General features: G+C 64.6%; 19 protein-coding genes and 1 pseudogene. 9 read left to right on the plus strand and 11 right to left on the minus strand.

All coding sequences use genetic code 11. From position 1 onward, the window contains the following. Positions 1-5 precede the first annotated feature (5 nt). From SNE35_RS24915 to SNE35_RS24950, 8 genes are all read right to left on the minus strand, one after another. Positions 6-827: an ATP-binding cassette domain-containing protein gene (locus SNE35_RS24915; protein WP_320425724.1), complete on the minus strand. Its 822-nt coding sequence runs from the start codon at positions 825-827 to the stop codon at positions 6-8. A gap of 27 nt (positions 828-854) precedes the next feature. Continuing rightward, positions 855-1,928, minus strand: coding sequence for an ABC transporter substrate-binding protein (locus tag SNE35_RS24920; RefSeq protein WP_320425725.1), 1,074 nt, complete (start codon positions 1,926-1,928; stop codon positions 855-857). A gap of 115 nt (positions 1,929-2,043) precedes the next feature. Next, positions 2,044-3,039 carry an inositol 2-dehydrogenase gene (iolG, locus tag SNE35_RS24925; RefSeq protein ID WP_320425726.1) on the minus strand — a complete coding sequence of 332 codons (996 nt, stop codon included), beginning with the start codon at positions 3,037-3,039 and terminating at the stop codon, positions 2,044-2,046. 22 nt (positions 3,040-3,061) lie between these two features. Next, the gene (locus tag SNE35_RS24930; protein WP_320425727.1) at positions 3,062-3,940 is read right to left on the minus strand and encodes a sugar phosphate isomerase/epimerase family protein; all 879 of its coding nucleotides are present in this window, start codon (positions 3,938-3,940) and stop codon (positions 3,062-3,064) included. After that, positions 3,937-5,037, minus strand: a complete 1,101-nt coding sequence (locus SNE35_RS24935; RefSeq protein WP_320425728.1) for a Gfo/Idh/MocA family protein — start codon at positions 5,035-5,037, stop codon at positions 3,937-3,939. The genes SNE35_RS24930 and SNE35_RS24935 overlap by 4 nt, the downstream gene beginning before the upstream one ends. After that, positions 5,034-6,116, minus strand: a complete 1,083-nt coding sequence (locus SNE35_RS24940; protein ID WP_320425729.1) for a maleylacetate reductase — start codon at positions 6,114-6,116, stop codon at positions 5,034-5,036. The genes SNE35_RS24935 and SNE35_RS24940 overlap by 4 nt, the downstream gene beginning before the upstream one ends. Positions 6,117-6,126: 10 nt before the next feature. Further along, on the minus strand, positions 6,127-6,429 hold the full coding sequence (locus tag SNE35_RS24945) for a Dabb family protein (protein ID WP_320425730.1): 303 nt from the start codon (positions 6,427-6,429) through the stop codon (positions 6,127-6,129). Continuing rightward, a complete protein-coding gene (locus SNE35_RS24950; RefSeq protein ID WP_320425731.1) occupies positions 6,429-7,301 on the minus strand; it encodes an intradiol ring-cleavage dioxygenase in 873 nt (290 codons plus the stop codon). Before SNE35_RS24950 ends, SNE35_RS24945 begins: the two co-directional genes overlap by 1 nt. 122 nt (positions 7,302-7,423) lie before the next feature. Between SNE35_RS24950 and SNE35_RS24955 the strand changes: the two genes are divergently transcribed. From SNE35_RS24955 to SNE35_RS24970, 4 genes are all read left to right on the plus strand, one after another. After that, the gene (locus SNE35_RS24955; protein ID WP_320425732.1) at positions 7,424-8,392 is read left to right on the plus strand and encodes a LysR family transcriptional regulator; all 969 of its coding nucleotides are present in this window, start codon (positions 7,424-7,426) and stop codon (positions 8,390-8,392) included. A 276-nt stretch (positions 8,393-8,668) separates the two neighbouring features. After that, positions 8,669-9,424 carry an SDR family oxidoreductase gene (locus SNE35_RS24960; RefSeq protein ID WP_320425733.1) on the plus strand — a complete coding sequence of 252 codons (756 nt, stop codon included), beginning with the start codon at positions 8,669-8,671 and terminating at the stop codon, positions 9,422-9,424. Between the two features lie 13 nt (positions 9,425-9,437). Next, the gene (locus tag SNE35_RS24965) at positions 9,438-9,584 is read left to right on the plus strand and encodes a hypothetical protein (protein ID WP_320425734.1); all 147 of its coding nucleotides are present in this window, start codon (positions 9,438-9,440) and stop codon (positions 9,582-9,584) included. A 23-nt stretch (positions 9,585-9,607) separates the two neighbouring features. Further along, entirely contained in the window at positions 9,608-10,516 is a 909-nt protein-coding gene (locus SNE35_RS24970) for an AraC family transcriptional regulator (protein WP_320425735.1), read from the plus strand. Between the two features lie 782 nt (positions 10,517-11,298). On the opposite strand, the pseudogene SNE35_RS24980 reads toward SNE35_RS24970, so the two are convergent. Next, positions 11,299-11,469: pseudogene (locus SNE35_RS24980) on the minus strand (cytochrome ubiquinol oxidase subunit I); the annotation flags it as partial. 179 nt (positions 11,470-11,648) lie between these two features. Here SNE35_RS24980 and SNE35_RS24985 point away from each other — a divergent pair. The 4 genes from SNE35_RS24985 (at position 11,649) to SNE35_RS25000 (ending at position 14,527) form a co-directional block, all read left to right on the plus strand. Continuing rightward, on the plus strand, positions 11,649-12,359 hold the full coding sequence (locus SNE35_RS24985) for a helix-turn-helix transcriptional regulator (RefSeq protein ID WP_320425736.1): 711 nt from the start codon (positions 11,649-11,651) through the stop codon (positions 12,357-12,359). Beyond that, complete coding sequence (locus tag SNE35_RS24990; RefSeq protein ID WP_320425737.1) at positions 12,356-12,898, plus strand: DUF6036 family nucleotidyltransferase; 543 nt, start codon at positions 12,356-12,358, stop codon at positions 12,896-12,898. Before SNE35_RS24985 ends, SNE35_RS24990 begins: the two co-directional genes overlap by 4 nt. A 297-nt stretch (positions 12,899-13,195) precedes the next feature. Next, a complete protein-coding gene (locus tag SNE35_RS24995) occupies positions 13,196-14,089 on the plus strand; it encodes an AraC family transcriptional regulator (protein ID WP_320425761.1) in 894 nt (297 codons plus the stop codon). Between the two features lie 21 nt (positions 14,090-14,110). After that, positions 14,111-14,527: a hypothetical protein gene (locus SNE35_RS25000; protein WP_320425738.1), complete on the plus strand. Its 417-nt coding sequence runs from the start codon at positions 14,111-14,113 to the stop codon at positions 14,525-14,527. Here the strand turns inward: SNE35_RS25000 and SNE35_RS25005 are convergent. Further along, a complete protein-coding gene (locus tag SNE35_RS25005) occupies positions 14,460-15,482 on the minus strand; it encodes an AraC family transcriptional regulator (RefSeq protein WP_320425739.1) in 1,023 nt (340 codons plus the stop codon). The two genes, SNE35_RS25000 and SNE35_RS25005, sit on opposite strands and share 68 nt — an antisense overlap. A gap of 20 nt (positions 15,483-15,502) precedes the next feature. Here SNE35_RS25005 and SNE35_RS25010 point away from each other — a divergent pair, with 20 nt between their 5' ends. After that, a complete protein-coding gene (locus SNE35_RS25010; RefSeq protein ID WP_320425740.1) occupies positions 15,503-16,345 on the plus strand; it encodes an SDR family oxidoreductase in 843 nt (280 codons plus the stop codon). Here SNE35_RS25010 and SNE35_RS25015 read toward each other — a convergent pair. Next, a partial coding sequence (locus SNE35_RS25015; RefSeq protein ID WP_320425741.1) for a hypothetical protein occupies positions 16,342-16,531 on the minus strand: 190 nt, incomplete at its 5' end. The two genes, SNE35_RS25010 and SNE35_RS25015, sit on opposite strands and share 4 nt — an antisense overlap.

A 16,531-nucleotide genomic window follows, 5' to 3' on the forward strand; every position in this document is an offset into this window, starting at 1 on the left:
GGGCTTCAACCCGCGAGGTTGACGCTCTCGTTGCCGCCGACCATCGCGTTGACCACCTGCTCGCCGGTCACCTCGCGCGACTTGAAGCTGGCCGTGTTGGCGCCGAGCCGCATCACCTCGATCCGGTCGGTCGACTTGACGACGAAGTGGTGGATGTCGTGGCTGACGACGACGATGCCCAGGCCCTCGCCCGCCAGGGTGCGGATCAGATTCGAGACCTGCTCCGCGGCCGAATGGCTCAGCGCCGCGGTCGGCTCATCGAGGATCAGCAGCTTGGGCTTCCAGAGGATCGAACGGGCGATGGCGATGTTCTGCCGCTGGCCGCCGGACATGGCGCCCACCGGCCGGCTGAGCGACAGGTTGCCCAGCCTCATGCGCGTCATCACCTCGCGGGCGCGCACCTCGCACTCAGCGCGGCGGATGCGCCGGCCGAACCAGCCCGGGCCCGTCAACTCGCGGCCGAGGAACAGGTTCTGTACCGCGTCCAGGTTGTTGCACAGGGACAGGTCCTGGTAGACGGTCTGGATGCCCAGCGCGGTCGCATCCGACGGATTGTTGATCTTGGCCGGCTTGCCGTCGATCTCGAAGTCGCCGGAGTCGAAGCCGTGGACGCCGGCCATCACCTTGACGAAGGTCGACTTGCCGGCGCCGTTGTCGCCGACGAGGGCAACCACCTCGCCCGGATAGACCTCCACCGAGGCGCCGCGCAGCGCACGCACGGAGCCGAAGGACTTGGTGATGTTCCGCATGGAGATCAGCGGCGTCCCGCGGTTGGTGCCGGCGCGCACGGGCGCGGCGGTTGCGGGGCTGTCGATGCTTGCAATCATGATGATGAGCCTTTCGTCGCCGACTACTTACTTGGCGTTGGCCTGGCAGAGCGCCGAATCCTTGACGCCTTCGCAGATCTGCTTCCAGTTCCACACGCCGGCCGTCACGACGTCGGCCATGTTGTCCTTCGTGATGTTCTTGACCGGCAGGAACACCGCGGGCACGTCCATGAACTTGTTGTTCACCTTGCCGTTGATCAGGCCCGCGGGTACGCCCTTGCCGGCCAGCAGCGAGGCGACGACATCGGCGGCGTTGTTGGCCTCGACCTTCAGATCCTTCAGCACCGAGTTGTCCTGCCAGCCCATCGCGATGTAGCGCAGGGCCTCCACGGTCGCGTCCTGGCCGCCCGTCACGATCTTCTGGCCGGGCTTGTAGCCCTGGCTGATCAGCGCAGCCACCGAGCCGCCGGCTGTGCCGTCGTTCATGCCGATGAAGGCGTCGACATCACCCTTGTTGCGCGTGAGGCAGTCCTCCGCGAAGGACTGTGCCTTCACCGGATCCCAGTTCTCGGTGTACTGCTCGCAGACCACCTTGACCTTGCCGGAGGCGATCAGCGGCTTCAGAAACTCGTTCTGCCCGGCCTCGTACTGCCCCGTGCCGTATTCGCCCTGGTTGCCCTTGATGCGGGCGACCTTGACCGGCGTTTTGTTGATCTTGGCGATCAGCTCCGCGGCGCGCTTGCCCTGGGCCTGGCCAACCGACAGCGAATCGAAGACCACGTGGGCCTCCGCCTTGCCGCCGACGGCATCGTGGTCGTACAGCACGACCGGAACCTTGGCACTCGCCGCTGCGGCGAGGCTGCCCGCCGACAGGTTGGCATCTGCCGATGTGTAGACGATGACCTTGGCACCCTGCGAGATCGCGTCCTCGACCAGGCGCTGCTGGCGCGACGGATCGCCCTGCGCGTTCTGCACGATTACCTTGGCTTGCGGCGCCTTCTTCTTCAGCGCCTCGACGAAGAACGGGGCGTCGCGGCTCTCGAAGCGGATCGTGGTCGAGTTGGGCAGCAGGAAGAAGACTTTGTCCTCGGCAAAGGCCGAGGTGGCAGCGCTGGCCAGCAGGCTTGCCGCGAGGATGCCGAGCAGGTGTTGCTTGTTCATGATGTCTTGTCTCCAGAAATGATTGAGGGCGGCCGGCGCAGGGACGAGTCGACCCGCGCCCCGGGCCGGCCCCCGGGGCTTGTGCTTGGAAGAGAGAACTGAGCGGGCGGCTTGTCTAGACGCGCACCGATCGGCCGGTCTTCACCGATTCGATGGCGGCTTCCGCCAGGCGCAGCGCCTGCCGGCCATCCGACGGGCTGGTCGGCATCGCAGTGCCCGCGTCGAGGGCCTTCAGGAAGGCGTCGAGCTCGTTGCGGTAGGCGTCGGTGTAGCGCTGAAGGAAGAAGTTCAGGAGCGGCGGCAGTGCCTCGGTCTCCGTCGCGTTGTAGCGGCGCACGGTGCTGGGTCGCAGGTTGTCGTTCATCAGCATGCCCTTGGAGCCCAGGATCTCGAAACGCTGGTCATAGCCGTAGCTCGCTTCGCGGCAGCAGTTGATGTGGCACTGCTTGCCCGAGGCCGTCTGCATGATGACCATCAGCGTGTCGTAGTCGTCGAACTCTTCCATCAGCGCCGGGTTCACGACGCGGCTGGCCTTCGCATACACCTCGACCGGCTCCTCGCCGAGCAGGAAGCGGGCCATGTCGAAGTCATGGATCGCCATGTCGCGAAAGATGCCGCCAGAGTGGGCCACGTAGTCACGCGGCGGCAGTCCGGGATCGCGGCTGCTGATGATGACTTGGCGCACCTCGCCGATGTCGCCAGCATCGATCGCGCGGCGCAGCTCGATGTTGCTGGGGTCGAAGCGGCGGTTAAAGGCCATCATCACGCGGGCATCGAGCTTCTTCAGCTCCGCCACCGCCTCATCGGCCTTGGCCAGGTCGTTGTCGACCGGCTTCTCGCACAACACCGCCTTGCCGGCGCGGGCCGCCACCAGCATCAAATGTGCGTGGGTGTCGGACGGGGTGCCGATGACGACTGCATCGACGTCGCCGCGGCGGATCGTCGCTTCGGCATCGGTCGCGGATTCAGCGCCGAGGCGGCCGGCCAGCGATTGCGCGGCTGCGGCGATGGGGTCGACCACGGCGACCAGTTTGGCCAGCGGGTTCGCGGCGACGTTGGCGGCGTGGATCTGGCCGATACGGCCGGCGCCGAGGACTGCAACTCGAATCATGGTGATGTCTCCGGATGGTTATTTATTTGCTGAATGCCAGCTCGATCGAGCGCATCGTGCTGTCGAACGAGGTCTTGGCCATCTCGTCCAGTGGCTGCAGGCGGAAGTTCTCGTTGATGATCTCGACGCCGTAGTACGGTGCATCGAAACCTGCCGCGTGCATGGCGCGCAGGAAGGCCGGCACGTCGAACACGCCTTCGCCGCACAGGCGTCGCTGGAAGCGGGTGTCCTCGAACAGCGTGCCGACGACGTTCGCATTCGCGTCGTCCAGCTCGATGCCCTTCAGGAAGCGCGCTGGCACCTTGGCGATCTCGCCATAGCTCATGCCACCGCGATGGACGTGCCAGATGTCGATCAGCAGACCGCCGTTGGGCTGGTCGGCGTGGGCGACGATGCCGGTCGCCACGTCCAGCGTGCGGACGTTGGTGAACGGCATCATCTCCATGATGATGTTCGAGCCCACCTCGCGGGCCTGCTCGCAGAGCCGGGCGAAATCGTCGCCCATGCGCTGCACATCGGCCGGCGTCTCGTCGAAGAGGCGCGGCGACACCTTGAAGTTGCGGGCCTTCAGTTCAGCCGCGGCCTCCATCAGCTCGGCACGGGCCTTGTCGGAGGCCTGGCGCAGCGGGTCCGACTTGTCCAGCCACCAGTCGCTCAGGAACTCGACCTCGACATGCGCGATGCCGTTGTCGGCCAGGATCTGGCGCATGCCGCCATAGCCGATTTTTTGGGCGTAGTGGGTCAGGTCTTGATGGACCAGGCCCATGCCGGTATAGCCCGCCTTCGCAGCGGCGGCGGCGCGTTCGGCCAGCGAATACGGGCTGACCTCGGTGGGTGCGCCGGGGTAGACATCGCCGGCCAGCGTCCAGTAGGCGGCCAGCAGTTCGGGTTTGTTGCTCACAGTGTTACCTCTGTCCCCGCCTGCTGCGAGGAAGTGAAGAGCGCCTCGATCAGCGTGCTGATCTTGAGCGCGTGTGTGGCGGGGACGGAAATCGGCGCCCCCGTGCGGATGGAGTTCATGAACGAAGCGAGTTCCCGGTCGAAGAACACCGGGTTGCCGATCTCGGCCAGTTCGGGCGAGTAGATGGTCTTCTTCGAGGCCCAGTTGATCGGGAAGCTGTTCTCGCTCCACTCGGTCCAGCCTTCGGGATGACCGTGCTTGCCGTTGTCCCAGATCTTGTAGCTCGATGGCGAGGGTCGGCTCGACATCACGCCGTCGGTGCCGTAGGCGGTGATGTCCCAGGTCTCCAGCCACGGCAGCGGATCCCAGGAGAAAAAGTCGACGACGACGATCTTGTCCTCGTAGTTCAGCACCGCGCCGGCGGCGTCCTCGCGTGAGGTCGGGCCCATCACGCCGGGGAACTTGGTGATGCGCGCATTGACGGACCGCGGCATGCCGAAGTGGTGGATCACCCGGTCGAACAGGTGGCAGGAAATCACGAACATCGCGCCGCCGATATCACCCGGCTGCTTCATGTGGTTCGTGTCGGCCTCGTCATGCGAGCAGCCGCCGTGCGCCCTCACCTGCATGATCTTGCCCAGCCGCCCGCTCTGGATCACTTCCTGCATCTTGTCCACGGCCGGCGAATAGCGCCAGCAGTAGCCCACCTGCAGCTTGCCGCCGGTGCGCTCGACCGCGTCCGCGATGCGGCGCACGTCGGCAGCGTTGCGTCCGGCCGGCTTCTCGCACAACACGGCCTTGCCTGCTTCGAGCGCCTCGATGGACAGGTCGGCCATCTCATAGCTCTTGGAATGGACATACACGACGTGCACATCCGGGTCGTCAAGGATCTCGCGCTTGCTGCGCGGCTGCAGGCCGAGCGCCTCGCAGAACGGCTTCAGCAACGGGCTCTCGTCGGCGGCGCCGAGCATGCGGACCTTCTGGCCCATTTCGGCCAGTCGCTGCACCGCGCGCACGCGGCCGCTGGTGTGCGGATGGGTGATGCCCAGGCAGGCGATGCCGACGGTCGTGTTGAGTCCCAGGTTCTCTTTGCTCATGGCTTGTCTCCTTGCTGTTGTGGCGGGCTGCCCTCGAACGCGTTCTGCAGCAGCGTGCGGATCGCTTCACGCTCGATCGGACGCGGATTCCAGTACGGGTTGGCGCTGGCGATCTCGGCGGCCTTGTCGATGTCAGCCAGCGTCATGCCGAGATCCTTCAGGGACCGAGGCGCGCCGAGCTTGCCGGCCAGGTCGTAGACGGCTCGAGGCGCGTCGTCGGACTTCAGCGCACGGGCGATGCGTCGCATCGCCTGGGGCGCTGCGTCCGCGTTGTAGGCCAGCGCATGGGGCAGCACGATGGTGTGCGTGGCCGCGTGCGGCAGATTGAAACTGCCGCCGAGCGTGTGGCAAAGCTTGTGGTGCAGTGCCATGCCAACGCTTCCGAGGACGCTGCCGGCGAGCCAGGCGCCGTACAGCACCTTGGCGCGGGCGTCGACATCCTGCGGGTTCGCGTGGATACCGGGCAGTCCTTCGCCGATGGCGGCGATGGCCTCCTCGGCCATCAACGCCGCGATCGGATTGACGTCGCGGGCATACAGGCCCTCGGCCGCATGGGCCAGCGCGTTGATCGCGCTGGTGACGGACATGTCCACCGGCAGACTCAGCGTCAGCATCGGGTCGTAGATCACCGTGCGTGGCAGCACGCGGAGGTCGGTGCCAGTGCGCTTCAGGCCGCCCTCGGTGATGCCGTAGATCGCCGTCATCTCGCTGCCGGCATAGGTCGTCGGGATCGCGAGGATGGGCAGGTCGGAATCCAGTGCGATTGCCTTGCCGAGGCCCACGGTAGAGCCCCCTCCGATCGCGATGGCGCAATCAGCCTTGAGTCGCCGGGCCACCTCGCGGGCTTCGCGGGCCACTTCGATCGGCACGTGCATCACGGCACCATCGAAGATGCCGACGGCGCGGTCGCCGAGAATCCGTGCGACGGCCTCGACGGCACCGCGCTGCTCCGGTGTCGAGAGGATCAATGCCCGCTGGGCGCCCAGCGCGAGCACCTCGCGTTCGAGATGCGCCAGGCTGCCCGCGCCGAACACGACGCGGCCTGCACGCGGTACATAGGTGAAGTCGAGCTTGTCCATCGTCTTCCCGTCACTCCGCGGCGTAGTCGACCTGATGGCGGGTCACGCGGATCCCGTCCAGTTCGCGGCGCACCCGCAGATGTTCCGGATGGTTCGCGTATTCGTCCAGCGCCTGCTGCGAATGGAAGTCGGTGACCAGCACCACGTCGCAGGCGTAGTCGGTGCCACTCGTGTCGAGGCCGATTTCCAGGCGCGTCATGCCGGGGATGCGACCGCGCAGGCCCTCGAAGGCGGCTTTCACCTGCAGCCGGCCACGGCGGCGCTCGTCGGCGCTCTCACCTTTCACGCGCCACATGACGATGTGCCGGATCATCAGGCTGCCTTCTTCGACGGGTTCAGGACGAAGTCGTACTGCAGGCTGTAGTACGGCTCATTGGTGCCGGTCTTTCGGGCGTCGGGGTCATGGCGCTTCCAGTCGGCGATGAGGCTCGAGCGGACGCCGAAGACGGCGTCGGAATCGAGGTACTTATCGCCGTCGCGGAAGACGTGGGTGATGAGGCGTTCGTAGCCCGGTGCCTGGATCATGAAGTGCAGGTGGGCAGGCCGCCAGGGGTGGCGGCCCAGGTTCTCAAGCATGCAGCCGACCGGACCATCGTGGGGGATCGGATAGTGCTGAGCCAGGATGGAGCGGAAGTCGAAGCGGCCCTGCGCGTCGGTGTAGAGCCGGGCACGGGCCTGGTGCTCGTGAAGACCATCGGCCGGCTTCTGGACGTCGTAAAAGCCCTCGTCGTCGGACTGCCAGACATCCAGCGCAGCGTCTGGGACCGGCTTGCCGTCGATGCCGCGCACCTGGCCGCTGACGAAGCAAGGCGCGCCCTTGGCGCCGTTAGAGATGTCCGCCCCGTTGTCGACGACCGGCGCGCCATCGACATAGAAGGGGCCGAACACGGTCGCCTCGGTGCAGCCGGCCGGCTTGGCATTGTTCTGAGCCGTCACCAGCATCGACAGCCCGAGGACGTCCGACAGCAGAATGAACTCCTGGCGCTTGTCATCGGTGATGTGCCCGGCCCGGGTCAGGAACTCGATGCCCTGGAACCACTCGGCTTCAGTCAGCTTGGTTTCGCGAGCGAAGGCATGCACGTGCTGGACCAGGCTGGTCATCACCTCGCGCAGCCGCGCGTCGCGGCAACCCGCCATGGAAGCGAGAACCGCCTGGGTGATCGTGTCTTCGTTGATGTTGCGCACTGCTTGTCTCCAGTGGATCGGTGACTTGTTTGGCACCGTCATTGAACGCAACGATATCCTTCCACTCGACGGAGAAAAATGCTCCACTCGGAAATCTTCCTTCCTCTCACCGGATAAATCAGATGGACCGCTGGACCCAGGTCGAACTCTTCGTGAAGACGGTGGAACTGGGCAGCATCTCGGCCGCGGCCGAGCATCTCGGGTTGTCGAACGCCGCCGCCAGCCGCCACCTGAGCGCGCTGGAGGATCGGCTCGGCGGCCGACTGCTGGAACGTACGACCCGCCGCCAATGGCTGACCGAGGCCGGGCGCAACTACCACCAACGCTGCCTGGCGATCCTCGGGGAAATGGCCGAAGCCGAAGCCGAAGTGAACGAGTCCAGCAGCGACCCGCAGGGCTTGCTCCGCATCACCAGTTCGGTGTCCTTCGCGATGATGCACATCGCGCCCGACCTGCCGGATTTCCGCACGCGCTACCCCCGGCTGTCCGTCGAGGTCGTCACCGCCAACCGCTACCTCGATTTCATCGAGGCCGGCATCGACGTGGCGATCCGCACACGCGAACACGAGGCCGATTCAAGCATCACCGTGCGCAAGCTGGCGAGCACGCCGCGGGTGCTCGCGGCGTCGCCGGGCTACCTGGCGCGGCACGGCACACCGAGCCGGCCCGAAGACCTCTGCGGCCACCGCCTGCTCGTCTACAACCTGGCCAAGGATCCGTTCACCCTGCACTTCCGGCGCGGCGCCGACAAGTTGTCGATGCCGATCTCCGGCGCGCTCCAAGCCAACGAGGGTCAGGTCATCTGCGCAGCGGGCCTGGCCGGCGACGGCATCGTGATCCAGCCGATGTACATCATCTACGAGGACATCGTCGCTGGCCGACTGATCCCAGTCCTCACGGACTGGCAGTTGCCGCAACTGACGATCAACCTCGCCTATCAAAGCCGGCGCCACCAGCCGGCCAAGATTCGCGTGTTCACGCAGTACCTGGCGGATCGCTTCGAGCGGCTGCAACTGGAGCAGAAGTGGGTGTCAGCAATAGCCATGAAACAGGCTTCGACGGCCCATCGACGCGGGCCTCAGGCGCTCTAGACGCTGTAGCAGCAACGCGTCGACGCGGCGGCCACAAGGCCCTACGGTCATTCACCCAACGACACGCAGGCGAGAAATGTCTACCTGAACGGTGAGCTGCAAATCCGGCCGGCGTGCCATCGGCAACGGCATGGGTAGGGATGCTCACGTGCTGAACACGGCATCTGCACAGCTGAGGATTGGACGAATGCAAAACATATTCGGACTTAAGGCCGTAGATAGTCCGGCCGCCCCGACCTATCGTTATGGCATCGCATTCACCACCTGGAACTCACGATGAAGACCATTCTCATCACCGGCTGCTCCTCCGGCTACGGCCTAGCCACCGCCCGTTACTTCCACACCATGGGCTGGAAGGTCATCGCCACCATGCGCAAGCCGCGGCCTGAGCTGCTGCCTGAATCGGAGCGCATGCGCGTCATTGCACTGGACGTGACCGACCCAGCCAGCGTCGCCGCCGCAGTCCTCGCTGCAGGCCCCATAGATGCACTCGTCAACAACGCCGGCATCGGCGTCGTCGGCGCCTTCGAAGCCACGCCGCTCGCCGTCATCCGTGAAGTCTTCGAGACGAACACGTTCGGCACGATGGCCATGATGCAGGCCGTGATCCCGCAATTCCGGGAGCGAAAGGAAGGTGTGATCATCAACGTGACCTCCAGCTGCACGCTCGCATCCTTCCCCTTGGCTGGGGTGTACACGGCGAGCAAGGCTGCGGTCGAAGGACTGACGGGCTCTGTTGCCCACGAGCTCGACGCCTTCAACATCCGCGTCAAGCTCGTCGAGCCCGGCTACGGTCCCACCACCCGCTTCACCGAGAACGGCGGTCAGCGCATGCAGGGTTTGATTCCCGAGGCCTACCGGCCATTTGCCGATCCGATCTTCACAGCCTTCGCCAACCCGGGCGAGGTCACGCATGAACTGGATGTGGCCGAGGTTGTCTGGCAGGCAGTACACGACATGACGAAACGCCTGCATTTCGCGGCCGGCGCCGATGCCGTGGCCCTCGCCCACGCCCACGCCAAGTCGCACTGACAGGCAAGCCGCGATGATGGCGTCTCAAGGCACCTACCTCGGCACGCTGATCATCAGCATCCTGGCGGCGGCCTTCGTCGCCATTCCCGGCCAGCATGATGAGAACGTTCGGGGCGGCCACCGGGTGGACTCTCAGTGCAGCAAAATCGTGTCCTGTTGAGCCTTCATCCCGACCGCTGACCCATGAGTGATCCGCTGACTGAGGTCGTCAAGCTCCTGAAGCCGCGCGCGGTCTTCACCAATCCGATCAGCGGCAAGGGTGACTGGGCGGTGCGCTTCTCCGCTTACGGGCGGCCGAGCTTTTGCATCATGCTCGCGGGCAGCTGCAAGCTCGCCGTCGACGGGAATGAAGTCGTCACGCTGAACGCTGGCGACTTCGTCCTGCTGCCGACGACGCCGGCTTTCACCATCTCCAGCTTCTCGCCAGCGCCGCCGATTCACCTGGACCCCAACACCATCGGCGGAGAGGGCGAGGTCCGGTATGGCGACCAGAACGGTGCGGCCGATATGCGTTCGCTCGGGGGCGCATTCTTGTTCGAGGCCTCCGACCCCGCGCTGCTGGTGTCGCTGCTTCCGCTGGTCGTTCACGTGCCCGGGGCAACACGACTCGCTCAACTGGTCAGCATGGTCGGCGAAGAGTATGTGGATCAGAGGCCCGGCCAAGAACTGATGTTGTCCCACCTGGTCGGCATGATGTTGATCGAGGCGATGCGGTCGACCAGTTCGGGCACCGCGCCGCCAGGCCTGTTGAAAGGTTTGGGAGATGAGCGCTTGGCGTCGGCCCTGAAGCAGATGCACGCGCGCGTCGCGCATCCGTGGACAGTCGCTGAACTTGCGAACATAGCGGCCCTGTCTCGCTCGGCGTTCTTCGACAGGTTCAGCCGGACGGTGGGCGTCGCGCCGATGGAGTATTTGCTGTCGTGGCGCATGGCGTTAGCCAAAGACCTTCTGGGCCGCGAGGGTCTGGCCATCGCGGAGGTCGCAGAGCGTGTCGGCTATGCATCAACCAGCACTTTCAGTACCGCGTTCAGCCGCCACTTCGGACAGCCGCCCCGGCAGTTCATTCGCTCGGTGAGTTCTCAGGCAACCTGAGGCTACGCCAGTTCTTGTACCGCGCATCATCGAGCGGAAGCCGGCGGCCATTGAATTGACTAACGAGCTCCTTAGCCTTCTGTTCAGCCTGATCGCGATCAACCTCCCATTGCAGACCGATCCAGGAACGAGCTGCTTTGCGCTCCCAGGCCGCTTCATCAAATAGCCAGCGGGCGACAGTGGATCAACGACGAACAGACGACCTACGGGGACATGCTGCTGCGGGTGAGGAGCAAGTGCATCGCCAGCCATGTGTTTCGATACGACGCTGACCGTCAGGAATAGCTTGTGGCTCCAAAGCGCGCACTTGCCTACATGCGGCGTGGCATAACAGCATGAAATCCAGATCGCGCCGTATAGCGCATCCGTCCTCGACGTTTCGATATGCGGCGATCGCGCATTCAATCGAACCGTTTCGGGGATTGCGATCTTCGGTACCGGCACCACGTCATTGATCTATGGCGGCGCTCGCTTCTGCGACGCAGCCAGAAGGATCGCACCACATGGGCGCGAATGGATGATCTGGCTGCCACATGGCAGCCTCCCCCCGAATCCTTCATCCCTGGACAACCGAGCGGTTTGCCGTCAATCACAATCACCGCCAGTAGATCGCGCGACAAAGCATCGCATGTTCATACGTGACGCTCACGCATACGCCAGCGGCTGGGCTTTTCCCAAGAACACCCGGTATCAGAACGCCGTGTAGGCCAGGATGATCGGCACGGTGATCACGCATCCAACTAGGACGAAAGCCAGTGACTCTGGCGCCTCGGCGGCCTGCCAAAGACCTTCGTCCAGAAACGATAGGCCGTCAGCCAAGCCTGAGAGTGAGTCCTGAGCCAGCGCCAGCGGAAGAACAGGAGCACCCAGCGCAGCGCGATGCTGATGGTCGGAAACAGAATGTGGAAGGCGATGTTGCCGTCGTTCGCACCCGCGACGCGGAGCTGGTCCAGCAGCCATTCCCGCCGGGAGGCGACCTCGTTTGGCGCCACCGCCGAATTGGAGGCACGACGGCATGCCCTGCGCCGCGGTGGTCTGCGGGGCGGCCCATCAGATGGGGATCATATTGGACATTTCTTCAAAAAATGGGTAATATTTTCCCCATATGATCAAGCAACATCACGGCGCCATCATGAACCGCCATCTGCTGCAGCAGCTCGGTGAGCGCCTTCGTGCTTTGCGAATTGCTCAATCTATGACTCAAGAGCAGATGGCCAAGGCTGCCGATATCGATCGAAAAACGCTGCGATCCGTTGAGGCCGGCGAACCGACACCGTCGATCGGCACTTACCTGCGGGTGATGACCGAGCTCGGGATCAATGGGGAACTGGCCCTGCTGACCGGCGACACCATGACGCCAGCTCCAGCAGGTTCAGTTGCGGCCCGCAGCAAGCACCTCCCGCCTGCGGTGACGGTCAACATCCAGCCGTCAGCCCTCAAGCATCAGACACAGGACTTGCTGAGCACGTCCCTTCACGAGGAGGCCGTGCGAGTCGTCAAGGCAGATCCAAGCCGCCTCGAGGAGGTCCACGACGTACTGGCGAAGTGGATCCGTGATCAGCCTAACTCGCGTTCCATAAGCCTTTGGCGCGAATGGGAGAAGATCCTGGCTGACCATGCTTGGCGCAAGGTGTTGGGATCAACCGCCCGGGCTCAGCAGCTGCGGTCTGCATCGCCAATGGGTGTCGTGGTCTCAGATGCGGCGCGCAAGGCCATTCTTGAGCAGCTCTCCACCCTGAAAAAGGGCGTCGTTCTTAACAGCGCGTCAGCTCTGATGGGGTCTTCGCACGCTCAAGACAACTCGACTGAGCATCAAGCAACGGAATCGGGCCTGATCCCATGACCCGCGAGCAGCTTGAGCACATCATTCGGGCCTGTGCTTCGATCACGAACCAGTACGACATCATGGTTGTCGGTTCACAGTCGATCCTAGGCGCGTATCCAAACGCTCCGGCCGAGTTCACCGCATCAATGGAAGCTGATGTCTATCCATTGTTCGCTCCGCACTTGGCGGAGGAGATCGAAGGCGTCATTGGCGAGTTCTCAGACTTCCATACGGCCAACGGCTACTACGCAGAGGGGGTCGATCCCGCGACATCCAAGCTCCCCAGCGATTGGATGGCGCGGGTGTGCAAGATTCAGAACGAGAACACCAAAGGATATGCCGGCTATTGTCTGGATCCCCTTGACCTGTTCCTCGCAAAGGCTGTCGCAGGGCGGGACAAGGACCGTGACTTCTGCAAGGCGCTTCTGCAATATGGATACGTTGACGTCGAGACGGCCCTGAGCAAAATCCCCTTGATGCCTCTCGACGACGAGAACGTGCTCACCGTGAGCCCGACCAAGCTGATCGCTCGCATCCGTCGGTGGGCCCGCGACTAGATGGTCGGCAGGAGCCGCTGAGAGGCTCTAGATCGCGATCAGCGTGCGAAGCGCTAGACAACCCGTTTGTGAGGCGGTGGCGAAGAGACTGCGCCACTTCGTCGGAATGGCGACTCCACCACCCGGCCGCCAACCAAGTAAGCATGATCTAGCCCACTCTCGCCTTTTCGGCTCAAAATCTGGTTCGTATTTTCAGGTTTGCGGCTCAATAGAGGAACCGAGACTTGCCCAACTGCCGGATGACCTATCGTCCCTTTGTGACCCAAAAGATCCCTCCACTTGCAGAAAATTTTGGGGGTGACTTTGGGGGTAGCTTCGGTCAATTGCCTCGGAAGCCGCATAAATACTGGGGGTTGTACGGACGCCTGCTCCGCCTACAGGCGGCCGAGCTTTTGCATCATGCTCGCGGGCAGCTGCAAGCTCGCCGTCGACGGGAATGAAGTCGTCACGCTGAACGCCGGCGACTTCGTCCTGCTGCCGACGACGCCGGCTTTCACCATCTCCAGCTTCTCGCCAGCGCCGCCGATTCACCTGGACCCCAACACCATTGGCGGAGAGGGCGAGGTCCGGTATGGCGACCAGAACGGTGCGGCCGATATGCGTTCGCTCGGGGGCGCATTCTTGTTCGAGGCCTCCGACCCCGCGCTGCTGGTGTCGCTGCTTCCGCTGGTCGTTCACGTACCCGGGTCAACACGACTCGCTCAGCTGGTCAGCATGGTCGGCGAAGAGTATGTAAATCAGAGGCCCGGCCAAGAACTGATGCTGTCCCACCTGGTCGGCATGATGTTGATCGAGGCGATGCGGTCGACCAGTTCGGGCACCGCGCCGCCAGGCCTATTGAAAGGTTTGGGAGATGAGCGCTTGGCGTCGGCCCTGAAGCAGATGCACGCGCACGTCGCGCATCCGTGGACAGTCGCTGAACTTGCGAACATAGCGGCCCTGTCTCGCTCGGCGTTCTTCGACAGGTTCAGCCGGACGGTGGGCGTCGCGCCGATGGAGTATTTGCTGTCGTGGCGCATGGCGTTAGCCAAAGACCTTCTGGGCCGCGAGGGTCTGGCCATCGCGGAGGTCGCAGAGCGTGTCGGCTATGCATCAACCAGCACTTTCAGTACCGCGTTCAGCCGCCACTTCGGACAGCCGCCCCGGCAGTTCATTCGCTCGGCGAGTCCCAGGCAACCTGAGGCGAGCTGAGCTTCACGGAGGGGCCACGCCTTGACGTTCGCGCTCGAGGGCTACTCCGATGGCTTGCGCAACGAAGTCAGCGCCTTCGGCATCGACGTGGTCGTGATCCAGCCCGGCGGCATACGCACCCAATGGAGCGACATCGCGGCGGCGGAGAGCCAGCGGCTCTCGGGCGCAGGTCCCTATGCCGGCCTGGTGTCCGCCATGACGCGCCTGCGCCCGCAGGAGGCCCGCGCGCCGGAGCCGGAAGTGGTGAGCGCCCTGATCGTCAAGGCACTGCGGGCCCGCCGGCCGCGGACCCGATACCACGCAGGCCTGATGGCCACGCCGCTGCTACTGCTGAGGCACTGGCTGTCCGACCGGCTCTTCGACCGACTGATCATGAGCGGCCTGAAACCGGCGAGCCCGCTCGGTAGTGCGCCGGCGCCTGCCCGACCACGCGCTTGAAGGCGTTGCTGAACGCGCTCTCCGAGCTGTAGCCCAGCGCATAGCCGATGGACGCGACCGAGGCCTGGCCTTCGCGCAGATCACGCTCGGCCAGCCGCATGCGCCAGCGGGTCAGGTAGGCCAAGGGGGCAAGGCCCGCGCTCGCCTTGAAGTGCGCCGCAAAGCTGGCGCGCGACATGCCGCAGGCCTCGGCCAGCTCCTCCAGCGCCCAGGCTCGCGCCGGATCGCCGTGCATCAGCCGCACCGCGGGAGCCAGGCGGCGATTGCCGAGCAGCCGCAGCCAGCCGGGGCTCGGCTCGGCCTGCTCATCCATATGCGCACGGAGCACCTGGATGAACAGCAGGTGTGCCAGCTGCGCCGATGCAGCACCCATGCCCGGCAAGGCATCGCTGCGCTCTCGGACCAGTTGCGCGAGCAAGAGCTGCAGCACGGCCGCGTGGGCCGAGCCTTGCGGGATGCGGATCGATGCGGGCAGCGCGTCCATCAAGGAGGCGCCGCGCACGGCATCAAAGTCGACCTTGCCGCCCATCATGAAGAACTCCTCGCCCTGCCCGTGCCGGCTGATGCCGCCCACGGCCGCGGACGTGACGGCCTCCAGATCGATCGGCGCCAAGCTCAGGTCCGTCGCGAGGACGGCGCTGCGCGGCGACCGGCGCAGCAGGAAGTCCCCCGCGCTCAGCAGGAATGGCGCATCGCCACCATCGATCGCGCACCAGCATTGGCCGCGCACGAGGCACCAGAAGTTGATCCGGTCGGATGCGGGAAAGCGGATCGCCCAGTCGCCGCCCGCGATCAAGCCCCCGGAGACCACGGACCGGGCATGGATGAGGTCAAGGACGTCGGAGAAGGGATCGCCGGTCATTTGGATTTTTGAGAATGAATTGCAGATTTTCCTGTATTCAAAGTCTACCGACCGGCGCCTATCGTTCGATCCCATCGGCAGGTCGCCGAGCAAGCACCATTTGGGAAATCGACATGACACAGAGAACCTGGCTCATCACCGGCGTCAGCAGCGGCTTCGGACGCCACATGACGGAGCAACTGCTGGCACGCGGTGATCGCGTGATCGGCACCGTCCGCAAGGCGGGCGCGCTGCAAGACCTGGCGGAGGCGCACGGCGATCGCCTGGCGCTGCATCTGCTGGACGTCAGCGATGCCGCTGCCGTCCAGCAGTTCGTCGAGGCAGCGTTCGCCAGCCATCCGCGCATCGACGTGATCGTGAGCAATGCCGGCTACGGCCTGTTCGGCGCCGCCGAATCCTTCACCGACGAACAGATCCGCCACCAGATCGACACCAACCTGGTCGGCTCGATCCAGTTGGTCCGCTCGGCGATCTCGCATCTGCGCGCCCAGGGCGGCGGCCGCGTCCTGCAGCTGTCGACCTACGGCGGGCAGGCGGCATCGCCGGGCGGCTCGCTGTGCCACGCAGGAAAATGGGGCATCGAGGGCTTCATCGACGCCGTCGGCCAGGAGGTGGCCGGCTTCCGCATCGAGGCGACCTTGGTCGAGCCGGGAGGCGCTCGCACCGAGTTCCGCTACGGCAGCTCGCGGCTGGGACCATGGATCGAGGCCTACGCCGGCACTCCGGTCGCCGGCATTCACAAGATCATCGAAGAGGCGAAGCTGTTGCCCATCGGCGACCCGGCCAGGATGGTGGCGCTGATGATCGCCAGCGTCGACCAGCATCCGGCGCCTAAGCGGCTGGCGCTGGGCAGCGACGCCTACACCGCCATGCACAAGGCTCTGACCACGCGGCTTGCGGAGCTTGAGGCGCAACGCGAGCTGGCGTTCTCGACCGACTTTCCTGCGGGGGCCTAAGACTGGTTCCCGGAGGTTGATTGACCACGCGTGCTGGCGGCATCGCGTTGACCGCCGGTATCGGCCAATGGACTAAACCGCTCTCGCGGTAGCTGCTCCGGCGGCATTGGTCCGAACTCGATCCGCCATTCCTGCCACCGTTGATCGGCGAGGCAATCCGCCTCGCTCTTCAACAGGAGCAGGATC

It is taken from the genome of Roseateles agri (assembly GCF_034043675.1).
Taxonomy (GTDB): domain Bacteria; phylum Pseudomonadota; class Gammaproteobacteria; order Burkholderiales; family Burkholderiaceae_C; genus KK5.

What these genes read in the sequence shown, in the direction of transcription:
- SNE35_RS24935 (WP_320425728.1), bottom strand. Translation starts at nt 5,037, where the DNA reads ATGAGCAAAGAGAACCTGGGACTCAACACGACCGTCGGCATCGCCTGC.
- SNE35_RS24970 (WP_320425735.1), top strand. Translation starts at nt 9,608, where the DNA reads ATGAGTGATCCGCTGACTGAGGTCGTCAAGCTCCTGAAGCCGCGCGCG.
- SNE35_RS24945 (WP_320425730.1), bottom strand. Translation starts at nt 6,429, where the DNA reads ATGATCCGGCACATCGTCATGTGGCGCGTGAAAGGTGAGAGCGCCGAC.
- SNE35_RS24990 (WP_320425737.1), top strand. Translation starts at nt 12,356, where the DNA reads ATGACCCGCGAGCAGCTTGAGCACATCATTCGGGCCTGTGCTTCGATC.
- SNE35_RS25010 (WP_320425740.1), top strand. Translation starts at nt 15,503, where the DNA reads ATGACACAGAGAACCTGGCTCATCACCGGCGTCAGCAGCGGCTTCGGA.
- SNE35_RS24985 (WP_320425736.1), top strand. Translation starts at nt 11,649, where the DNA reads ATGAACCGCCATCTGCTGCAGCAGCTCGGTGAGCGCCTTCGTGCTTTG.
- SNE35_RS24915 (WP_320425724.1), bottom strand. Translation starts at nt 827, where the DNA reads ATGATTGCAAGCATCGACAGCCCCGCAACCGCCGCGCCCGTGCGCGCC.
- SNE35_RS24940 (WP_320425729.1), bottom strand. Translation starts at nt 6,116, where the DNA reads ATGGACAAGCTCGACTTCACCTATGTACCGCGTGCAGGCCGCGTCGTG.
- SNE35_RS24920 (WP_320425725.1), bottom strand. Translation starts at nt 1,928, where the DNA reads ATGAACAAGCAACACCTGCTCGGCATCCTCGCGGCAAGCCTGCTGGCC.
- SNE35_RS24955 (WP_320425732.1), top strand. Translation starts at nt 7,424, where the DNA reads ATGGACCGCTGGACCCAGGTCGAACTCTTCGTGAAGACGGTGGAACTG.
- SNE35_RS24960 (WP_320425733.1), top strand. Translation starts at nt 8,669, where the DNA reads ATGAAGACCATTCTCATCACCGGCTGCTCCTCCGGCTACGGCCTAGCC.
- iolG (WP_320425726.1), bottom strand. Translation starts at nt 3,039, where the DNA reads ATGATTCGAGTTGCAGTCCTCGGCGCCGGCCGTATCGGCCAGATCCAC.
- SNE35_RS24965 (WP_320425734.1), top strand. Translation starts at nt 9,438, where the DNA reads ATGATGGCGTCTCAAGGCACCTACCTCGGCACGCTGATCATCAGCATC.